The organism is Streptomyces sp. NPDC104814, from assembly GCF_055583185.1.
Genome location: NZ_JBVJOL010000004.1, coordinates 282315 through 301915 on the forward strand (window position 1 = coordinate 282315; position 19601 = coordinate 301915).

Here is a 19601-nt window from a genome sequence, read left to right on the forward strand (position 1 = left end):
CCAGACGTGGGCCAGAAAGCGCTTTCCCTCTCGCCTGCACGGCACCGGGGACCTCGGCTCCGGCAGTCAGGACGAGGACCGCTGACCGATCCTGGAACTCGCCGCCGGAACCGTCCTGGAGAACGTCGTCGTCGGCTCCCCCGCCGCGGACGGCATCCACTGCCTGGGCCGCTGCACGCTGCAGAACGTCTGGTGGGAGGACGGCTCCGGCCCCGACGGCACCTCCTGCAAGTACTCCGCGTCCGCCGTCACGTACAAGTGGCCTGGGCGGATCGAACGGTGGCCGTACGAGGGGGCGTTCACGCCTCGTCGTGCGGCCGCCGGCGTGTTCGCTCCGTAGCGCCGCCGCTCACGGACGCGGCCAGCTCGTCCTGGTACGCGGCGTACGCCGTGCGCAGGGCCGGGGCCGGCCAGTCGGCGGGGAGCAGCTCGGAGGGGAGGACCGGGTCGGCAAGCAGGTGCCGTACGAGTGCGGCGAACGCGGTGAGCCGGTCGGCCGGGCGGTCTGTCTCGTCCGCGTGCGCGAGCAGGGCCCGTGCGCTGGTGGACCAGGCGTCCAACGGCCAGAGCTCCGCGGCCAGTTCGTGTGCGGGGCGGTCCGGGCGGGCGGTGTAGGACTGGGCGACCTCGGCGAGTGCGGCGGGCAGCGGCCGGTCGAGATTGGCCGGGCGCAGCCAGACGCCCTCGCGCAGTTCGGCCAGACGCAGGGCGGACAACCGGCCCCGAAGGTCGGCGCGTTCGGCGGGGCCACGGCCGGTCGCGGTGATCACGACCATCTCCCAGTCGCCGTCCCACGCGCGCGTGCGGGGCCGCACCGCCTCGTCCTGGCGGCGCTGGCGCTCCAGGAGGCGGTCGCCGATGCGGTAGCCGGTGCCGGTGCGCCGCAGATCGCCGGCGGCCGTCATCCGGCTGAGCGCGGCCCGCAGCGTGGACCCGCCGACGCCGAACGGCTCCACCGCCCGGGTCAGCTCCCTGACCGGCAGCTCCGGCGGGTGCGCGCCCAGCAGCAGGCTCAGGACGACCGAACGCGCGGACAGCGGACGCAGGGCCAGGCCGCCGCCGGGCGGGTCTTCCAAGACGTGCGTGCTGCGCATGGGGACGTACTGTAACCGCGACAGCTGTTGTTGCACTATTGCTACGGTCGCAGACAGAGTGCAACATGGCGCCATGACTTCGCTACCGGGCTCCGCGTGGCCGCAGCCGTACCGCACGCACGACGTCACCAACCAGCCGCCGCCGCTCGCGCCGTACGACGCCTCCGACGACGTGGCGCTGCTCGAGGGTCTGCGCCGGGAGGGCGCCGGCTGGGCCGAGGCCGACGTCCGGCGGCTCGGCGAGCTGGCGGGTGGCGTGCAGGCCCAGGAGTGGGGCGAACTGGCCAACCGGCACGAGCCCGAGCTGCGCACCCACGACCGCTACGGCGACCGGATCGACGAGGTCGAGTTCCATCCGGCGTGGCACGAACTGATGCGGGTGGCGGTCGCCGAGGGTCTCGCCGGGGCACCGTGGGCGGACGGACGGCCCGGCGCGCACGTCGCCCGGACGGCGGGCGGACTGGTGTGGGGGCACAGCGAGGCGGGGCACGGCTGCCCGACGTCGATGACCTACGCCGCCGTACCCGCGCTGCGCCGCGAACCGGAACTGGCCAAGGTGTACGAACCGCTGCTGACCAGCCGCGAGTACGACCCCGGGCTGCGGGTGCCGACCGGGAAGCGCGGGCTCCTCGCGGGCATGGGGATGACGGAGAAGCAGGGCGGCTCCGACGTCCGGACGAACACGACGACGGCCGCGCCGACCACCGAGCCGGGCGTGTACACGCTGCGCGGGCACAAGTGGTTCACATCGGCGCCGATGTGCGACGTGTTCCTGGTGCTCGCCCAGGCTCCGGAGGGCTTGTCGTGCTTCCTGGTCCCTCGCGTCCTGCCGGACGGCAGCCGCAACGCGTTCCGGGTGCAGCGGCTGAAGGACAAGCTCGGGAACCGGTCCAACGCCTCCTCGGAGCCGGAGTTCGACGGGACCGTGGCCTGGCTGGTCGGGCCGGAGGGCCAGGGTGTGAAGACGATCATCGAGATGGTCAACTGCACGCGGCTCGACTGTGTGATGGCCTCCGCGACGCTGATGCGCAAGACGCTGGTGGAGGCCGGTCACCACGTACGCCACCGCAGCGCCTTCGGGGCGCGGCTGCTGGACCAGCCGCTGATGCGCAACGTGCTGGCCGACCTGGCGCTTGAGTCCGAGGCGGCGACGACGCTGACGCTGCGGCTGGCCGGGGCGGCCGACCGGGCGGTGCGCGGCGACGAGGGCGAGCGGGCGTTCCGCCGGATCGCCACGGCCGTCGGCAAATACTGGGTGACCAAGCGGGGCCCGGCCTTCACCGCGGAGGCGCTGGAGTGCCTCGGCGGCAACGGCTACGTCGAGGACTCGGGCATGCCGCGGCACTACCGTGAGGCGCCGCTGCTGTCGATCTGGGAGGGGTCCGGGAACGTCAACGCGCTCGACGTGCTGCGCGCGCTGGTCCGCGAGCCGGTGACCGCGGAGGCGCTGTTCGCCGAGTTCGCCCTGGCCCAGGGTGCGGACGCACGCCTGGACGCGGCCGTGACGCGGCTGCGGGACGACCTGCGGGAGGCGTCACCGGTCGGCGCCCGCCGCCTGGTGGAGCGGATGGCACTCACCCTCCAGGCGTCGCTTCTGGTCCGTCACGCCCCGCCCGCGGTGGCCGACGCCTTCTGCGCGACGCGCCTCGGCGGCGACTGGGGCCACGCCTTCGGCACCCTGCCGGCCACGACGGACCTCGACGCGATCCTGCGACGCGGCCTGCCCGCCGGGATGTGACGGCGGGGCGAGCGCGCCCGCGTCGGCCGGGGGCCGACGCGTGGGGATGGCGGCGGGGGCGGCGCCGAGCGCGGGGCGTGACCGCGAGGGGCGGGGCGCCGTGCAGGGCGGCGCGGCGCGCAGGGCAGCGCGGCGCGCAGGGCAGCGCGGCGAGCGTCAGGCTCGACGGCAGCTCAGCGAGCGCGTGCCGTGGTCACCATCTGTTCCGCCGCAGCCAGCTCTGCACCTTGCGGACCCCGCTGGGCGCTTCCTTCCTGGCCGGGCCGCCGTCCGCCCAGGAGACCAGCGCGGGCTCCAGCGGCCCGGTGGAGGGCTCCAGGTCCTTCAGCCGGGCCCGCCACGGACCGTCCGCCATCTCCACTTCCACGACGAGCGGGCCCTCGGGCAGCGGCACGGTCTCCCGCCGCCGGCCGATCTCGTTGACGACGTTGCGCTTCTTGGGGAGGGCGGTGGGCTCGTCGTGGCCGGCCAGTTCGTAGAGGTGGACGATGAGGTTGTCGTCGCCCCGGTAGTGGATCGACAGGTCCGCCGTACCGCCCGTGTGCAGCAGCACCTCGGGGCCCCCGCCGTCCATCCACTCCTCCGTCAGCGACCGGGCCTGGGCGAGCGGCAGCACCCGCACCTGCCAGGGCCCCTCCGCCTGCAACCGCAGGCGCAGGCGCCCGTTGCCGGCGACCTGGGTGAGCAGCCGTCCGCGGAAGTCGTCCTCGGTGCTGTTGACGAGGTTGTCCTTGTCCTTGTTGCGTCCGTCGAGGACCCACAGTCCGGTGTATCCGTCGCCGGCGACGGCGAGTTCCACCACGACCGGCCCGGGCGGCAGCCCGTCGACGCCGATCACGTCGTTGTCCCGGCCGGTCCGCGCGTACGGCTCGAAGACGGGGCCGAAGGTCCAGGCCGGCGGATGCACGGCGACCGGGGCGGGCACAGGCGCGGGGGCGGGGGCCTGGGCGGCGAGGGTGACGGTGGGCGCCGTCGGCACGGACAACGGTTCCGGTGCGGACGGCGCGGTCCGCGGGGCGTCCGCCGGCGGTGTCGGCTCGCGATCGCCCCCCGGAGCCGGGCCGGCGTCGGCCATGCCCCCCACGCCCAGGCCGGGTTCCGCGGGGCCGGTGTCGGCCGCGCCGTCTTCCGCCCGGCCGCCCTCGGTCACCGCCGGGCCGCCCTCGGTCACCGCCGGGCCGCCCTCGGCCACCGCCAGGCCGTGGGCCGACGCCAGGGCCGCGAGGCCGTCCAGGTAGCCCTGGCCCACCGCGCGGAACTTCCAGCCGCCCGCCCGCCGGTACAGTTCCGCGAGCACCATGGCCGTCTCCGCGCCGGCGTCGGTCACGTCGTACCGGGCGACGGACGTGCCGTCGGGTGCGAACGCCTCCACCGACAGGCCCGCCACGTCGCGCATCGCGCCGCTCTCCGTCGCCGCGACCACGAGGACCCGGGCGATCCCGTCCTCCAGCGACGTCAGGCCCACCTCGAGCCGGGCCGTGCCGTCCTCGTGCGCCGCGAGCCGCACCGCACCCGACGGATGCTCCGGGGCGCCGTGGAAGACGACGTCCAGGTCCCCCCGGACCGTGCCGTCCTCCGTCAGCAGCAGGGCCGCGGCGTCCACCGCGCCGCGCACGGCGATCCGCAGCGGCACGGACGGCACGAAGGCATTGGCTCCCTTGATCATCTGACCCCCCTGATCAGCCCCCGGGGCAGTCGCCGCACGGGGGGACTGACAGCGGATCATGCCATACGGCACCGACAGCGGGCCGGTCCCGAGGGGCGGGCGTGAGCAGGTCCGACCGGACGTCAGCCCGTCCTGCCCCTCCCCCACAGCGGGCCGAAGCGGGCCCACTCCGCCTCCCACTGGTCCAGTCGGCGCTGCTCGAGCCGGCTGCGCAGGGCGCGGCCCGCGACGAAGGGGACGACCGCCGTGCTCACGCCGGCCAGCGCACCGAGCAGGGCGGACCGCAGGTGGGCCTGCCCGGCGGTGGCGGGCCGGGAGACGAGGCGGCCTCGCGGGTCGGTCCACACCGTCACCTGGCCACCTGACGCGCTGCCCGGCCGTACCCGGACCAGACCGGTGTGCGCGGAGCCGTCCGCCGCCCGCCAGGACACGTCCGCCCACACGTGATCTCCGCCGGTGCCGGACGTGGGCGCGCGCTGGGTGAGGCGGGCGACGACGGGACGCCATTCGGCACGCTCGCGGGCCAGTCCCTGCTCGACCGACCGGGAGGCGCCGAGCCCGGCGAGCACTCCGGCCACGACGGTGCACGTCCACACCGCGAGCACCACCCAGGCCTCCACCTTGTCGGCGCGGCGCCTGAGCGGATTGCGCCGCCAGCGCCACAGCCGGACCTCGGGACCACGGACCGCCATCGACGGCACCCTCCTCATCAGCGCGAGCATCCCCGGCGCCCTCCAGTACGGCGGACGGCCGCCCGGTGCTCAGGACGAGCCCTGCGCTTCGACGGTCCCACGGTCGTCCACGACCCGCACGCGTTGTCGGGAAAACGCCCCCACGCACCGCCCACGTCTGCCACAATCGCCGCCCTGACCTGCGGCGACACCGTCCGGAGAGGCCGCTGTCAGTGGTGGGGTGCACACTGGCCGATGTCTGGGACAAAGACGTCGCGGAGGTGTTCGGCATGACCGAGGTGCTACTGGCCGTGGGGACCCGCAAAGGCCTGTTCATCGGGCGCGGGCGGGACGGCGGCTGGGAATTCGACGAGAGTCCGTACTTCAACGCACAGGCCGTGTACTCGGTCGCGATCGACACGCGCGGCGGCACTCCGCGGCTGCTGGCCGGCGGCGACAGCGCGCACTGGGGGCCGTCGGTGTTCCACTCCGACGACCTGGGCCGCACCTGGAAGGAGCCGTCCACGCCGGCGGTCAAGTTCCCCAAGGACACGGGCGCTTCGCTGGAGCGCGTGTGGCAGCTGCACCCGGCGGCGGCCGAGGACGACGTGGTGTACGCGGGGACGGAGCCGGCGGCGCTGTACCGCTCGGAGGACCGCGGGGAGACCTTCGAGCTGGTCCGCCCGCTGTGGGAGCACCCCACGCGGTCGAAGTGGGTGCCGGGCGGCGGCGGTGAGGGGCTGCACACGGTGCTCACCGACCGGCGGGACGCACGCGCCGTGACGGTGGCCGTGTCCACGGCCGGCGTGTTCCGCACCACCGACGGCGGCGCCAGCTGGTCCCCGTCCAACTCCGGTGTCTCCGCGGTGTTCCTGCCGGACCCCAACCCGGAGTTCGGCCAGTGCGTGCACAAGGTGACGCGGGACGCGGGCAATCCGGACCGGCTGTACCTGCAGAACCACTGGGGGGTGTACCGCAGCGACGACGCGGGCGCCCACTGGGCGGACATCGGCGAGGGGTTGCCGTCGACGTTCGGGTTCGCCGTGGCCGCGCATCCGCACCGCGGAGACACGGCGTACGTGTTCCCGATCAACGCCGACGCCGACCGGGTGCCGGCCGGCCGGCGCTGCCGTGTCTACCGCACGGCGGACGCGGGCAAGAGCTGGGAGCCGCTCACGGCGGGCCTGCCGCAGGAGGACCACTACGGCACGGTGCTGCGGGACGCGCTGTGCACCGACGACGCCGACCCGGCGGGTGTCTACTTCGGCAACCGCAACGGCGAGGTGTTCGCCTCGGCCGACGACGGCGACAGCTGGCGGCAGTTGGCTTCGCATCTGCCGGACGTGCTGTGTGTGCGGGCGGCCGTGATCGGATGAGGTCCATGGGGGGAACGGGGGACCGAGGGGGGAACACAGTGAACACGGTGTGGCAGGCGGGTGTTGGCCACCGGTTGATCGTCACCTTGTGTACGGCAGTAGGGTGACGCCCGTGGCACCACGACCGTTGCATGAAATCGTCGAAGCAGGCTGGGCGAAGGCCCTGGAACCCGTGGCCGGGCGGATCGCCGCGATGGGGGACTTCCTCCGCGCGGAGATCGCCGCGGGGCGCACCTATCTCCCGGCGGGCGCCAACGTCCTACGGGCGTTCCAGCAGCCGTTCGACGAGGTCCGCGTCCTGATCGTCGGGCAGGATCCCTATCCGACGCCGGGACATGCGGTGGGCCTGTCGTTCTCGGTCGCGCCGGACGTACGGCCGCTGCCCGGCAGCCTCATCAACATCTACCGCGAGCTGCAGGCCGACCTGGGGCTGCCGGCCCCGTCCAACGGTGATCTGACCCCGTGGACTCAGCAGGGGGTGCTGCTGCTGAACAGGGCGCTGACCACGGCCCCGCGCAAGCCCGCGGCGCACCGCGGCAAGGGCTGGGAGGAGGTGACCGAGCAGGCGATCCGGGCGCTGGCCGCCCGGGGCAAGCCGCTGGTGTCGATCCTGTGGGGTCGCGACGCGCGCAATCTGCGTCCCTTGCTCGGTGACCTGCCGAGCGTCGAGTCGGCGCACCCCTCCCCGATGTCCGCCGACCGCGGCTTCTTCGGCTCCCGTCCGTTCAGCCGGGCCAACGACCTGCTGATCCGCCAGGGCGGCCAGCCGGTGGACTGGCGCCTGCCGTGACCCCGGCCGACGCCTCGCCCCCCGCTTCCTCCGCAGCCGGGTACGCAGTCGCCGACGGGGTGGGACGCGAGCGCCTGGACCACGCCGCGCCGCTCGCCGGCGGGGCCGATCCGGTGGTGCTCGCCGTCGACTCCGGAGGTTCCGGGCTGCGCGTGGCCGTCGGGACTCTCGCGCGGGGCGTGCTGGGGCAGCGGGCCTCACGGGAGCCGGTGCGCACCGGTGAGCGGGGTATCGACGCGGATCATCTGCTGGCGCAAGTGCTGCCGCTGACCCGGGCGTTGCTCACCGAGACCGGGCTGCCGGCGCCGGTCGCGGCGACCGTCGGGGCGGCGGGGCTGGCCACCCTCGGTGAGGCGTTGCGCGCCGAACTGCCCGGGGCGCTGCGGCGGGAGCTGGGGGTCCGGCGGCTGGCGCTGGCCGCGGACGCCGTCACGGCGTACACCGGCGCTCTGGGTGCGCGCCCCGGCGCGGTGATCGCGGCCGGTACGGGTCTGATCGCCGTCGGCACGGATCTGACCGGCTGGCGGCGGGCCGACGGCTGGGGCCATCTGCTCGGCGACTGCGGTTCCGGCGCGTGGATCGGGCGGGCCGGCCTGGAGGCCGCGCTGCGCGCCCACGACGGCCGGCCCGGCGGCTCGTCGGCGCTGCTGGCCTGCGCCGAGAAGACGTTCGGCCCGGTCACCGGGTTGCCCGGCGCGCTGTATCCGCGCCCCGACCGCCCCGCCGTCCTGGCCTCGTTCGCGCCGCAGGTGGCGGCGTGCGCGGCCGATGGCGACCCGGTGGCCGTGGCCGTCCTGCGCGAGGCGGCCCGGCACATCGCGGACTCGGCGGCCGCCGTGTGCCCCCCGTCGGGGGAACCCTGCGTGGCTCTCACGGGTGGCCTGTTCAGAACGGGCGAGCCGCTGCTCGTCCCCCTGGAGGAGGAACTGGCCGCACGGCTGCCGCACGCGCGCCGGGTGCCCGCCGAGGGCGACCCCCTGCACGGCGCGGTCCGGGTCGCCACCGCTCTCGCCACGGACGCCCTGACCCTGCCCGCCGACGGCACGATGCTGCACGTGGTGGAGACGGCGGGGACATGACCCGGCAATCCGCCCGCACAGGACAAGTCGCCCGGAACAGACGCCGATCGCTTCCAAAGCGTACGTAACTCATCAGACAAATCCGGACGGATACCGCTCACCTGCACCCTCCCCGAACAGGGGAGCCCAGGAAACCAGTAACATGCGGCGCCATGAGCTCCCCCACTGGGCCCGCGTCCGGCCTGCCTGTACGAATGCCGCGCCCCCGCCAGCCCGGGCGGCACCGCCGACCCGAGCCCCTGGCGGCTCCCGAGGGCGCGCCCGCGCTCGTCCTCGCGGTTCCGGGCACGACCGGCACCGCCACGCGCAGCCTCGCCGAGGAGGTCGTGAGCATCGCGCGCTCCGAGCTGCCCGGCCTGGACGCGCGGATCGGGTTCGTGGACGGGGACGACACGGAGTTCCCGACGCTGCAGTCGGTGCTCGTGCACGCCGCGGAGGAGCGCACCGCCCGCTACGAGCAGGCCCTTGCCGCGGGTCTCGAGGTCAAGGAGCCCGAGGGCCCGGTCGCGGTCGTCGTGCCGCTGCTGGCCGGTCCGGACAACGCGCTGCTGCGCCGGATCCGCCAGGCCCTGATGGACAGCCGGGTCGCCGCCGAGCTGACCGACGTCCTCGGCCCGCACCCGCTGCTCGCGGAGGCGCTGCACGTGCGCCTGTCGGAGGCCGGTCTGGCCCGCGCGGACCGCGCCCGCCTGTTCACCGTGGCCACGGCCGCGGACGGCATCATCCTCGCGGCCGTGGGCGGCGAGGAGGCCGTGCAGGCGGCCGGGATCACGGGCATGCTGCTCGCCGCGCGCCTCGCCGTGCCGGTGATGGCGGCCGCCCTCGACCAGGAGGGTTCCATCGCGAACGTCGCCGAGCAGCTGCGGTCCTCCGGCTCCCAGCAGCTGGCCCTCGCGCCGTACCTGATCGGCCCGGAGATCGACGCCTCGCTGGTCGAGGGCGCGGCCGCGGAGGCGGGCTGCCCGGCGGCCGAGGCGCTCGGCCCGTACCCGGCGATCGGCAAGCTGGCGCTGGCCAAGTACACGACGGCACTGGGCATCGCCCCGCAGCAGGCTCAGGGCGCCCCGGTCCTCTGACCCGTACGGCACCACCCCGCGCAGACACCACCCCGGACGGACACCACCCCGGAAGACACCCGGACACAGGCCGAAGGGCCCGCTCCCCACGAGGCAGCGGGCCCTTCGGCATACGGCCCGGCGAGCAGACGGCCCGGTGAGCAGACGGCGCGGTCAGGCGAGGACCACGCAGGACGCCGCCGGGACCGCGATGGAGCCGCCGCGCCGGGGCAGCCCGGTGGACGGCTGCACCGCGAACCAGGTCACGTCGCCGGAGCGCTCGTTGGCGACGTACAGGACACCGTCGGCCTCGGTGAGCGCCCGCGGCCAGTGACCGCCGCACGGCACGGTCCCGACGAGCCGCAGCGCCTCGCCGCCGCCCTCCACGGCGAAGACGGACAGCACGTCCTCGCCACGGGTGGCGATCCACAGGAAGCGGCCGTCGGGCGAGGCGACGATCCCGGAGGGGTAGGCGTCACCGGCCGGGGCGTGTGCCAGCACGGGCGTCTCGGCGAGCGGGGTGAGGGCACCGCCGGCGGCGTCCCAGCGGCAGACGGTGACGGTGGGCGTCAGTTCGTTGACGACGTAGGCGTATCCGCCGGACGGGTGGAACGCCAGGTGGCGCGGGCCGGAGCCGGGCCGCAGCGCGAACTCCCGGTGCACGGCCGGGCTGCCGTCCACCAGGGTGCACACCCGCACCGAGTCCGTGCCGAGGTCGACACTGACCGCCCAGCGGCCGCTCGGGTCGGGCTGTACCTGGTGGGCGTGGGGGCCCTGCTGGCGCTTGCTGTGCGGCCCGGAGCCGGTGTGCCGCAGCACACCGGAGGCGGCGGGCGCGAGGGCCCCGTCGGCGCGCACGGGGACGGCGGTGACGCTGCCGGAGCCGTAGTCGGCGGTCAGGACGTGGCCGTCGTACAGGCCGAGGTGCGTGGGGCCGCCGCCGACCGCGACACGGGGGCCGGCCGGCTCGGGTTTGTCGCCGTCCACGCGGAACGCGGCGACACCGCCCTCGGAGGTCTCGCTGACCGCGTACAGCGTGCGGCGGTCGGGCGACAGGGCCAGGTAGGAGGGGTCGGACAGACCGTCGACGGCGCTCAGGACCGTGAGCGCGCCGCTGTCGGGCGCGACGGCCGCCGTGAGGATGCCGGGGCCGCCGGCCGCCGTGAACGACCCGATGAACGCCCGCCGCCCGCTGTTCGCCACCGCTGTCCCCTCTCGTCAGCCGCTACCGGGTGCGACGCTAGCAGGAGACAGGCCCGGTCTAGACCAAACACGGCCAGATCCCGGGAGAGGAGCGGCGGAGGGCGTCGGGGGCCGGGCAGGCGGCACCCGGTTCCCGGGGCTCCGGTCTGGTGAGCCCTCAGGCCCCCACCAGGGGTGAGCCCGACGGGGCCCGCAGCGGGGTGGCCAGTTCGGCCAGGGCGCGTTCCAGGCCGTGCAGGTGGGCGAGGGCGGCCGGTTCGGTGGCCGGCGGGTGGGCCGAGACCGCGAGTTCGCGGGTCTCGCCCTCGGTCAGTGCCTCCACCGCGGCCTGCACCCGCCAGCACGCGGCGGCCAGGCGGGCGTCGTGGGAGGCCTCGGGGTCGGCGGCGACGGCGACCAGGCCGCGGATCTCACGGGCGCAGTCGTCGAGCAGGGCGAGGACGGTCCGGGCGCGCCGCTTGCGGCCGCGCATCGGGTTCAGCGGGTGCACCAGCGGTGCGATGGCGAGCCGGACCCGGCCGAGCAGCTGCTCCAGCTCGGCCACCCGCGGCGCCGGGTCGGCGCCGGACGTGCCGGCGAGGCGCGCCGCGGCCTCGGCGGTGCACGCGTGCACGCAGCGCAGGGCGCGCTGGATCCACGCGTCGGTGACGGCGTGCGTGGTGACCGGCAGCACGAAGACCACGGCGAGCACGGCACCGAGCGCCCCCACGGCGGTCTCCGTCAGCCGCAACGCCAGCAGCCCGGGGGTGAGGACGCCGAGGAGGCCGTAGAGGAGCTCGGCCAGCAGCGTCACGCAGAGCATCATCCAGGTGTACGAGACGGCCGCCGAGTAGAAGATGCCGAAGACGCACACGGCGACGAGGACGGCCGTGGGGACGGGCGCGCCGTGCACGGGCACGGCGACGAGCAGGCCGAGCCCGATGCCGATGACGGTGCCGAGCACCCGGCGGAAACCGCGCACCAGGGTCTCGCCGCGCGAGGTGGTGTTGACGAAGACCCACCAGGTGGCGCCGACGGCCCAGTACCAGCGCTGTCCGCTGACCAGCTGGCCGACCACCAGGGCGAAGCCGGCGCCGGTGAACGCCTGGACTGCCTGCCGGGTGGTCACCCGGGCCAGTCCGCCACCGCCGGGCGGAGCGGGCGCGGCGACCGGGGGCAGCCGGCGTTCGTAGCACCACAGCCCGAAGCGCACCGCGGCCGCGGACGCCACGGACAGCAGCAGCGCCACGAACAGTTCGGGGAGCCGGCCGGGGCCGGCGTGCAGGAACTGCGCGATGAAGAACATCATGAACGCGAACACGCCGAGGCTGTGCCCGCGCGGCCCCCACCGGCGCGCGTACACGCCCGCGCCGACGACGGCGAGGAAGACGACGTCGCGCAGGACGGGCAGGTCGTGCAGCAGGGCCGCGGCCGCGAGCACCGGCAGCCCGGCGACCGGCAGCAGGGCCGTGGTGACGGCCTGGCCGCGCACGGTGGCGTCGGAGACGGTGAAGAGGGCGAGCAGCGCGGCGAGGCCGCCGGTGACGGCGCCGGGGAGGGAGTGTCCGGCCAGAGCGCACACGACGACGGCCAGCCCGATCCCGAGCACGGCCCGCGCCGCGAAGCGCAGCCGTACCCGTCCCGGGTCAGGAGCCACGAACACCCGCTTCAGCACTGCTTACCGCCCCCTTGGCACACTCGCACGAAAAAGGCGCCGCGGAGGTCCGCAGCGCCATCGACCTCCCTATGAGAGCATCAACGCCGCTGCTGGCTCAAGTCATCCCCGGAACACTGTGCCATCGGTCCAGCTTTTGTGGTCTCGCTTCGGCCGGGGCCGGGCCAACGGACCAGCCTTGCCGGTCCGCCCGCCGACCACTCGGCTGAGCCATTGGTACAGTCGGCGGTGATCAACGCACGACCTGGAAGACCGGTGGGACCATGACCGTGGACGAGCTCGACACCCGCATCCTGCGGTTGCTGCTCGAGCAGCCGCGCACGAGCGTGCGCGAGTACGCCCGCATCCTCGGCGTGGCCCGCGGCACGCTCCAGGCGCGGCTGGACCGGCTGGAGCGGGACGGCGTCATCACCGGCACCGGCCCGACCCTCTCCCCCGCCGCGCTGGGCCACCCGGTGCTGGCGTTCGTGCACATCGAGGTCACGCAGGGCCACCTCGACGACGTGGGCGACGCCCTGGCGGCCGTACCGGAGATCGTGGAGGCGTTCTCGATCACCGGCGGCGGGGACATGCTGACCCGGGTCGTGGCACGCGACAACGCGCACCTGGAGGACGTGATCCAGAAGGTGATCAGCCTGCCCGGCGTGGTGCGCACCCGCACGGAGGTCGCCCTGCGGGAACGCGTCCCGCACCGCCTGCTGCCCCTGGTGGAGTCGATCGGACGCCAGAGCACGTCCTGAGCGCCGGCGCGAAGCTGCTCCGACGGGCCGGCGGGCCGACGGCGAGGCGATGCTGCGAACGGCCCGGTCGGCGACGTATGTGCGGTGCCGGCCGGCTGTCGCTACGAGCGGCGGCGGGGCTTGCCTCCGCCGCCGCGCCGGCCGGTGCTCCTGGCGGCCCCGCCTCGGGAGCCGGCCGTGCGCGAGCCGCCGCTGCGGGCGGCACCCCCGCTCTTGCGCTCACCGCCCCCGGCAGCCTTGCCCCGCTCCCCCTTGGCGGGCGTCTGCTGGGTGCGGCCGCGCCCCCGGGTGCTGTTCACCGTGCGGCCGCGGACGATGCCGATGAACTCCTCGACCAGGTCGGTGGTGGCCTCCTCCGGCCAGGACAGGACGACGCTCGACTGCGGCGCGTCGGTGACCGGCCGGTAGGTGAGGTCCCTGCGGTGGTACAGCCGGGCCAGCGACTGCGGTACGAACAGCACCCCGATGCCGGCCGCGACCAGCTCGATCGCGTCCTCGGTGGTCTCCGGGCGCTGGAAGGCGGGCTCCCCCGGCGGCGCCCCGTCCCAGCCGAGGACGTCGTCGAGGGGGTGCAGCACGACCTCGTCGGCGAGATCACCGAGGGTGACCTCGTCGGCCGCGGTGGCCACGTGGTCCTTGGGGATCACGACGACCGTCGTCTCCGTGTAGAGGGGGATCGCGCTGAAGAACGTCCGGTCCACCGGCAGCCGCAGCAGGCCGATGTCGGCGCGCTGCTCGCGCAGCACCACCGGCGCCTCGGCGGCCGTGACCTGCAGCAGGGTGAGGGGCACGTCGGGCAGGCGCTCGTTCCAGACCCGCACCCACTTCGCGGGCGTCACCCCCGGGACGTAGGCGAGGCGGAACGCTGGGGAGTCTTCGGAGCCTGTCACGCCCGCAAGGCTACCGGCTGTGGTCGGAGGCCTCGGCGCGGGCGGATAGTCTGGACTGCATGAAGTCGCAAGCGAACACCCAGACGATGAAGCCGGCCACCGCGGCGAAGAAGCTGGGTGTGTACCTCCCCGCCACCCCCAAGGAGTTCCAGGAGGGTGTCGTCTCGCGCGCCGAGCTCGACGAGCTCCAGGCCAACCCGCCGGAGTGGCTGCGCGAGCTGCGACGCACCGGCCCGCACCCGCGTCCCGTGGTCGCGGCGAAGCTCGGCGTGTCCAACGCGGGTCTCGTCCGCGCCGGAGTCACCGACGCCCTCACCACCGAGCAGATCGAGGCGCTCCGGCAGGAGATGCCCGAGTGGCTGGTGAAGGAGCGCGCCACCCAGGCCGAGGTGCGCAAGGAGGCGGCCCGCCTGAAGCAGCGGGACGCGGAGCGCGAGCAGCGGTAGCCGCACGACCCGGCGCGGCGGTCCGGGGCGACGGTCTCCTCCGTCCTCGACGTCGGCCCCCCGGCACTTCGCGGTGCCGGGGGGCCGTTGTCGTCGCGGGACTCAGCCGATCACGACGAGCAGGTCGCCGCCCTCCACCTGCTGGACCCGGTTGATCGCCAGCCGGGACACGGTGCCCGTCTTCGCGGCGGTGATCGAGGCCTCCATCTTCATCGCCTCGATGGTGGCGACCGTGGCGCCCGCCTCCACCTGGTCGCCCTCGGCGACGGCGAGGGTGACCACGCCCGCGAAGGGCGCCGCGACCTGGCCCGGGTCGGCACGGTCTGCCTTCTCCGTGACCGGGATGTCGGCCGAGGCGGCCACGTCGCGGACCTGGATCGGCCGCAGCTGGCCGTTCAGCGTGGACATCACGGTGCGCAGGCCGCGTTCGTCGGCCTCGCCGATCGCCTCCAGGCCGATGAGCAGCCGCACGCCGGGCTCCAGATCGACGGCGTACTCCTTGCCCGGGCGCAGGCCGTAGAAGAAGGCCTTGCTGTCGAGGATGCTGGTGTCGCCGTAGGAGTGGCGGTGCGTCTCGAACTCGCGGGTCGGGGCGGGGAACAGCAGCCGGTTGAGGGTGGCGCGGCGGTCCTTGTCCAGTCCGTCGCGGTCCTCGGCGCTCAGCTCCGGCACCGGCTTGGCCTCCGCGCGGCCCTTCAGGGCCTTGGTGCGGAACGGCTCCGGCCAGCCACCGGGCGGGGTGCCCAGCTCGCCGCGCAGGAAGCCGATCACCGAGTCCGGGATGTCGAAGCGGTCCGGGCTCTCCTCGAAGTCCTTCGGGTTCACCCCGGCGCCGACCAGGTGCAGGGCGAGGTCGCCGACCACCTTGGAGGACGGGGTGACCTTGACCAGGCGGCCCAGGATGCGGTCGGCGGCGGCGTACATCGCCTCGATGTCCTCGAAGCGGTCGCCGAGGCCGAGGGCGACGGCCTGGGTGCGCAGGTTGGACAGCTGGCCGCCGGGGATCTCGTGGTCGTAGACGCGCCCGGTCGGGGAGGCGAGGCCCGCCTCGAAGGGCGCGTAGATCTTGCGGACGCTCTCCCAGTACGGCTCCAGGTCGCCGACCGCCTTCAGGTCGAGCCCGGTGGGCCGCTCGGAGTGGTCGGTGGCGGCGACGATCGCCGACAGCGACGGCTGCGAGGTGGTGCCCGCCATGGAGGCCACCGCCCCGTCGACCGCGTCCGCGCCGGCCTGGATCGCGGCGAGGTAGGTGGCGAGCTGTCCGCCCGCGGTGTCATGGGTGTGCAGATGGACCGGGAGGTCGAACTCGCGGCGCAGTGCGGTGACGAGCTTCGCCGCGGCCGGGGCACGCAGCAGGCCCGCCATGTCCTTGACGGCGAGGACGTGCGCGCCGGCGTCGACGATCTGCTCGGCGAGCCGCAGGTAGTAGTCGAGGGTGTAGAGCTGCTCGGCGGGGTTGCCGAGGTCGCCGGTGTAACACAGGGCGACCTCGGCGACCGCGGTGCCGGTCTCGCGGACGGCCTCGATGGCGGGGCGCATCTGGCCGACGTCGTTGAGGGCGTCGAAGATGCGGAAGATGTCGATACCGGTGGCCGCGGCCTCCTGCACGAACGCGTCGGTGACCTCCGTCGGGTACGGGGTGTAGCCGACGGTGTTGCGGCCGCGCAGCAGCATCTGCAGGCAGATGTTGGGCACGGCCTCGCGCAGGGCGGCGAGGCGCTCCCACGGGTCCTCGGCGAGGAAGCGCAGCGCGACGTCGTAGGTGGCGCCGCCCCAGCACTCCAGCGACAGCAGCCCGGGCAGGGTGCGGGCGACGACGGGGGCGACGGCGAGGAGGTCCTTGGTGCGCACGCGGGTCGCGAGCAGGGACTGGTGGGCGTCGCGGAAGGTGGTGTCGGTGACGCCGATGGTCGGCGACTCGCGCAGCCGGCGGGCGAAGCCCTCGGGGCCCAGCTCGGTGAGCTGCTGCTTGGAGCCGGCGGGCGGCTCGGCGGCGGGCAGCGCGGGCAGTTTGGTCACCGGGTCGATCAGCTCGGGGCGCTCGCCGTGCGGCTTGTTCACGGTGACGTCGGCGAGGTAGGTGAGCAGCTTGGTGCCGCGGTCGGCGGAGTGGCGGGCGGTGAGCAGGTGCGGGCGCTGCTCGATGAACGACGTGGTGACGTTGCCGTTCTGGAAGTCCGGATCGTCGAGGACGGCCTGCAGGAAGGGGATGTTGGTGGCGACACCGCGGATGCGGAACTCGGCGACCGCGCGCCGGGCCCGGTTGACGGCGGTGGTGAAGTCGCGGCCCCGGCAGGTCAGCTTGACCAGCATGGAGTCGAAGTGGGCGCTGATCTCCGTGCCGGCGTGGGTGGTGCCGCCGTCGAGGCGGATGCCGGAGCCGCCGGGCGAGCGGTAGGCGCTGATCCGGCCGGTGTCGGGACGGAAGCCGTTGGCGGGGTCCTCGGTGGTGATACGGCACTGCAGGGCGGCCCCGCGCAGGGTGACCGTGTCCTGGGACAGGCCGAGGTCGGCGAGGGTCTGGCCGGCGGCGATGCGCAGCTGGGACTGGACGAGGTCGACGTCGGTGACCTCCTCGGTGACCGTGTGCTCGACCTGGATGCGCGGGTTCATCTCGATGAAGACGTGCCGGCCCTGGCGGTCGAGGAGGAACTCCACGGTGCCGGCGTTGCGGTAGCCGATGTGCCGGGCGAACTTCACGGCGTCGTCGCAGATCCGCTCGCGCAGCGCCGGGTCCAGGTTGGGCGCGGGCGCCAGCTCGATGACCTTCTGGTGGCGGCGCTGCACCGAGCAGTCGCGTTCGAAGAGGTGGATGACGTTGCCCTCGCCGTCGGCGAGGATCTGGACCTCGATGTGTCGTGGCTCGACGACCGCCTGCTCCAGGAAGACCGTCGGGTCGCCGAACGCGGACGCGGCCTCACGGGAGGCGGCCTCGATGGCCTCGCGCAGCTGGGCGGGGTCCTCGACGCGGCGCATGCCGCGCCCGCCGCCGCCGGCGACGGCCTTGACGAAGATGGGGAAGCCGATGTCCTCGGCGGCGCGCACCAGCTCGTCGACGTCGTCGGAGGGCTGTGAGGAGCCGAGCACGGGCACGCCGGCCTCGCGGGCGGCGGCCACGGCGCGGGCCTTGTTGCCGGTCAGTTCGAGGATCCGGGCGCTGGGGCCGACGAAGGTGATGCCCGCTTCCTCGCAGGCGCGGGCCAGCTCGGGGTTCTCGGACAGGAAGCCGTATCCGGGGTAGACGGCGTCGGCGCCGGCCAGCCGGGCGGCGCGGATGATCTCGTCGACGGAGAGGTAGGCCCGCACCGGATGCCCGGGTTCCCCGATCTCATAGGCTTCGTCGGCCTTGAGCCGGTGCAGGGAGTTGCGGTCCTCGTGCGGGAAGACGGCCACGGTGCGCGCGCCGAGCTCGTATCCGGCACGGAAGGCGCGAATCGCGATCTCGCCACGGTTGGCGACCAGTACCTTGCGGAGCATCCCCGATCCCTTCGGCCTGCGGGTGATTCCCCCCATGGTCGCGGTAACCGTGCCGGCTGGCCATGAGACGCAGGTCACCATTCAGGCGACGGTCCCAGGATGCGGGATCCCGCGCAAAGGCGAGACACCCCGGCGGCACGCCCGTTCGTCCCGCAGCGGCTACCCCGGCGGCATGCCCGTCTGGCCCTGCAGCCGTTCCAGGTCGGAGGCGCGGACCTGGATGGCGAAGACGGCGATGAGCGCGGCCAGCGCGGTGAAGATCGCGGCGACGACGAAGGCGGCGGACACGCCCGAGGTGAGGACCTCGTCGGAGAAGGGCTTGGGCAGGAACCCGGTGCGCTGGAAGCGCAGCCGCTCCAGCGGGGTGGCCTGGGCGAGGAAGCGCGGTATCTGTTTCTGCGCCTCGTTGGTGCTGGCCGTGCCGAAGGTGGTGACCAGGATGGACAGGCCGAGGGAGCCGCCCACCTGCTGGGTGGCGTTCAGCAGCCCGGAGGCGGCGCCCGTCTCCCGGGGCGACACGTTGGACAGGGCCATCAGGGTCAGCGACACGAACTCCATGCCCATGCCCAGGCTGAAGACGAGCATCGGGCCGAGGATGCTGCCCGCGTAGGTGGAGTGCACGTCGGTGAGCGTCAGCCAGGCCAGGCCCGCCGCGGCGAGGACCGCGCCGGTCACCATGAACGGCTTGGGTCCGAAGCGGGGCAGGAACCGCGAGGCCAGCCCGGCGCCGATCGCGATGACCGCGCTGACCGGCAGGAAGGCGAGCCCGGCCCGCAGCGGGCTGAAGCCCAGCACGTCCTGCACGAACAGGGTGAGGAAGAAGAACATCCCGAAGATCGCCGCGGCCAGGCAGAGCATGATGCCGTAGGTGCCGGCCCGGTTGCGGTCGGCGAACATGTGCAGCGGGGTGATGGGCTGCTTGGAGCGCCGCTCGATCAGCACGAACAGCGCCAGGACGACGACCGCGGCGGCGAACGAGGCCAGCGTCAGCGCGTCCCGCCAGCCCTCCTGCGCGGCCCGGATGAAGCCGTACACCAGGAGCACCATGCCCGCGGTGGAGGTCAGCGCCCCGGCGATGTCGAAGTTGCCGGGGTGGCGTTCGGATTCCCGGATGAAGCGGGGCGTGGCGAGGACGATGAGCACGCCGATGGGCACGTTCACGAACAGCACCCAGCGCCAGTTCAGCCACTCCACCAGGATGCCGCCCATGAGCAGTCCGATCGCGCCGCCGCCCGCGGAGACCGCGGCGAACACGCCGAAGGCCCGGTTGCGTTCGGGTCCCTCCTTGAAGGTGGTGCTGACCAGGGACAGAGCGGTCGGGGAGGCGATCGCCCCGCCGACGCCCTGCAGCGCGCGGGCGGCGAGCAGTTCACCGGGGTTCTGGGCGAGGCCGCCGAGCAGGGAGGCGACGGCGAAGAGGGCGACGCCGAACATGAAGACGCGCCGTCTGCCGAGGATGTCGCCGGTGCGGCCGCCGAGCAGCAGCAGACCGCCGAAGGTGAGGGTGTAGGCGTTGACCACCCAGGCGAGGCTGGTGGTGGAGAAGTTCAGCGCGCTCTGGATGTGCGGCAGGGCGATGTTCACGATGGTGATGTCGAGGACCACCATCAGCTGGCAGGAGGCGATGACCAGCAGGGCCATCGCGTTCCCGCCGCCGCCCCGCCGGTCGGTGGCGGGCTGCGTCGCGGAGATGGGTTGCGGACTGGTGCTCATAGGGCTGCC

General features: G+C 74.2%; 15 protein-coding genes and 1 pseudogene. 8 read left to right on the plus strand and 8 right to left on the minus strand.

All coding sequences use genetic code 11. The annotated features are described in order from the left end of the window. Positions 1-31: 31 nt before the first annotated feature. A pseudogene (locus ACZ64A_RS17180) lies at positions 32-268 on the plus strand (pectate lyase); the annotation flags it as partial. A 31-nt stretch (positions 269-299) separates the two neighbouring features. Here the strand turns inward: ACZ64A_RS17180 and ACZ64A_RS17185 are convergent. Continuing rightward, positions 300-1094, minus strand: coding sequence for a PaaX family transcriptional regulator C-terminal domain-containing protein (locus ACZ64A_RS17185; RefSeq protein WP_469811132.1), 795 nt, complete (start codon positions 1092-1094; stop codon positions 300-302). Positions 1095-1167: 73 nt separating this feature from the next. Between ACZ64A_RS17185 and ACZ64A_RS17190 the strand changes: the two genes are divergently transcribed. Next, positions 1168-2832 (plus strand): acyl-CoA dehydrogenase family protein, encoded by a 1665-nt coding sequence (locus ACZ64A_RS17190; protein WP_469811133.1) that lies wholly within the window; start codon positions 1168-1170, stop codon positions 2830-2832. A 193-nt stretch (positions 2833-3025) separates the two neighbouring features. Here the strand turns inward: ACZ64A_RS17190 and ACZ64A_RS17195 are convergent, their stop codons facing one another. After that, positions 3026-4498: a TerD family protein gene (locus ACZ64A_RS17195; RefSeq protein WP_469811134.1), complete on the minus strand. Its 1473-nt coding sequence runs from the start codon at positions 4496-4498 to the stop codon at positions 3026-3028. A gap of 122 nt (positions 4499-4620) precedes the next feature. Then, positions 4621-5190, minus strand: a complete 570-nt coding sequence (locus ACZ64A_RS17200; RefSeq protein WP_469811136.1) for an Rv1733c family protein — start codon at positions 5188-5190, stop codon at positions 4621-4623. A gap of 269 nt (positions 5191-5459) precedes the next feature. On the opposite strand from ACZ64A_RS17200, the gene ACZ64A_RS17205 reads away from it, so the two are divergent. The 4 genes from ACZ64A_RS17205 to ACZ64A_RS17220 all read left to right on the plus strand — a co-directional run bounded on the left by ACZ64A_RS17205 (position 5460) and on the right by ACZ64A_RS17220 (position 9490). After that, the gene (locus ACZ64A_RS17205) at positions 5460-6545 is read left to right on the plus strand and encodes a WD40/YVTN/BNR-like repeat-containing protein (protein ID WP_469811137.1); all 1086 of its coding nucleotides are present in this window, start codon (positions 5460-5462) and stop codon (positions 6543-6545) included. A gap of 112 nt (positions 6546-6657) precedes the next feature. Beyond that, positions 6658-7335 (plus strand): uracil-DNA glycosylase, encoded by a 678-nt coding sequence (locus ACZ64A_RS17210; protein WP_469811138.1) that lies wholly within the window; start codon positions 6658-6660, stop codon positions 7333-7335. A gap of 113 nt (positions 7336-7448) precedes the next feature. Next, the gene (locus ACZ64A_RS17215) at positions 7449-8414 is read left to right on the plus strand and encodes an N-acetylglucosamine kinase (RefSeq protein WP_469811383.1); all 966 of its coding nucleotides are present in this window, start codon (positions 7449-7451) and stop codon (positions 8412-8414) included. A gap of 152 nt (positions 8415-8566) precedes the next feature. Next, positions 8567-9490 (plus strand): sirohydrochlorin chelatase, encoded by a 924-nt coding sequence (locus ACZ64A_RS17220; RefSeq protein ID WP_469811139.1) that lies wholly within the window; start codon positions 8567-8569, stop codon positions 9488-9490. Between the two features lie 153 nt (positions 9491-9643). Here ACZ64A_RS17220 and ACZ64A_RS17225 read toward each other — a convergent pair whose 3' ends face one another. Continuing rightward, a complete protein-coding gene (locus ACZ64A_RS17225; RefSeq protein ID WP_469811141.1) occupies positions 9644-10672 on the minus strand; it encodes a lactonase family protein in 1029 nt (342 codons plus the stop codon). Between the two features lie 157 nt (positions 10673-10829). After that, positions 10830-12326 (minus strand): FUSC family protein, encoded by a 1497-nt coding sequence (locus tag ACZ64A_RS17230; RefSeq protein WP_469811143.1) that lies wholly within the window; start codon positions 12324-12326, stop codon positions 10830-10832. Positions 12327-12589: 263 nt separating this feature from the next. Between ACZ64A_RS17230 and ACZ64A_RS17235 the strand changes: the two genes are divergently transcribed. Beyond that, positions 12590-13066, plus strand: a complete 477-nt coding sequence (locus ACZ64A_RS17235; RefSeq protein WP_469811144.1) for an Lrp/AsnC family transcriptional regulator — start codon at positions 12590-12592, stop codon at positions 13064-13066. 101 nt (positions 13067-13167) lie between these two features. Here the strand turns inward: ACZ64A_RS17235 and ACZ64A_RS17240 are convergent, their stop codons facing one another. Next, entirely contained in the window at positions 13168-13956 is a 789-nt protein-coding gene (locus tag ACZ64A_RS17240; protein ID WP_469811145.1) for a LysR family substrate-binding domain-containing protein, read from the minus strand. A 59-nt stretch (positions 13957-14015) separates the two neighbouring features. On the opposite strand from ACZ64A_RS17240, the gene ACZ64A_RS17245 reads away from it, so the two are divergent. Then, a complete protein-coding gene (locus tag ACZ64A_RS17245) occupies positions 14016-14402 on the plus strand; it encodes a DUF5997 family protein (RefSeq protein WP_469811146.1) in 387 nt (128 codons plus the stop codon). 102 nt (positions 14403-14504) lie between these two features. On the opposite strand, the gene ACZ64A_RS17250 is transcribed toward ACZ64A_RS17245, so the two are convergent. Both ACZ64A_RS17250 and ACZ64A_RS17255 read right to left on the minus strand, forming a co-directional pair. Further along, positions 14505-17879, minus strand: coding sequence for a pyruvate carboxylase (locus tag ACZ64A_RS17250; protein WP_469811147.1), 3375 nt, complete (start codon positions 17877-17879; stop codon positions 14505-14507). Positions 17880-18038: 159 nt separating this feature from the next. Further along, on the minus strand, positions 18039-19592 hold the full coding sequence (locus ACZ64A_RS17255; RefSeq protein ID WP_469811148.1) for an MFS transporter: 1554 nt from the start codon (positions 19590-19592) through the stop codon (positions 18039-18041). Positions 19593-19601 lie beyond the last annotated feature (9 nt).

Excerpts from the sequence above, each read along its gene's own strand:
- ACZ64A_RS17200 (WP_469811136.1), bottom strand. The coding sequence starts at position 5,190 with ATGGCGGTCCGTGGTCCCGAGGTCCGGCTGTGGCGCTGGCGGCGCAAT.
- ACZ64A_RS17250 (WP_469811147.1), bottom strand. The coding sequence starts at position 17,879 with ATGCTCCGCAAGGTACTGGTCGCCAACCGTGGCGAGATCGCGATTCGC.
- ACZ64A_RS17205 (WP_469811137.1), top strand. The coding sequence starts at position 5,460 with ATGACCGAGGTGCTACTGGCCGTGGGGACCCGCAAAGGCCTGTTCATC.
- ACZ64A_RS17195 (WP_469811134.1), bottom strand. The coding sequence starts at position 4,498 with ATGATCAAGGGAGCCAATGCCTTCGTGCCGTCCGTGCCGCTGCGGATC.
- ACZ64A_RS17245 (WP_469811146.1), top strand. The coding sequence starts at position 14,016 with ATGAAGTCGCAAGCGAACACCCAGACGATGAAGCCGGCCACCGCGGCG.
- ACZ64A_RS17235 (WP_469811144.1), top strand. The coding sequence starts at position 12,590 with ATGACCGTGGACGAGCTCGACACCCGCATCCTGCGGTTGCTGCTCGAG.
- ACZ64A_RS17255 (WP_469811148.1), bottom strand. The coding sequence starts at position 19,592 with ATGAGCACCAGTCCGCAACCCATCTCCGCGACGCAGCCCGCCACCGAC.
- ACZ64A_RS17220 (WP_469811139.1), top strand. The coding sequence starts at position 8,567 with ATGAGCTCCCCCACTGGGCCCGCGTCCGGCCTGCCTGTACGAATGCCG.
- ACZ64A_RS17185 (WP_469811132.1), bottom strand. The coding sequence starts at position 1,094 with ATGCGCAGCACGCACGTCTTGGAAGACCCGCCCGGCGGCGGCCTGGCC.
- ACZ64A_RS17190 (WP_469811133.1), top strand. The coding sequence starts at position 1,168 with ATGACTTCGCTACCGGGCTCCGCGTGGCCGCAGCCGTACCGCACGCAC.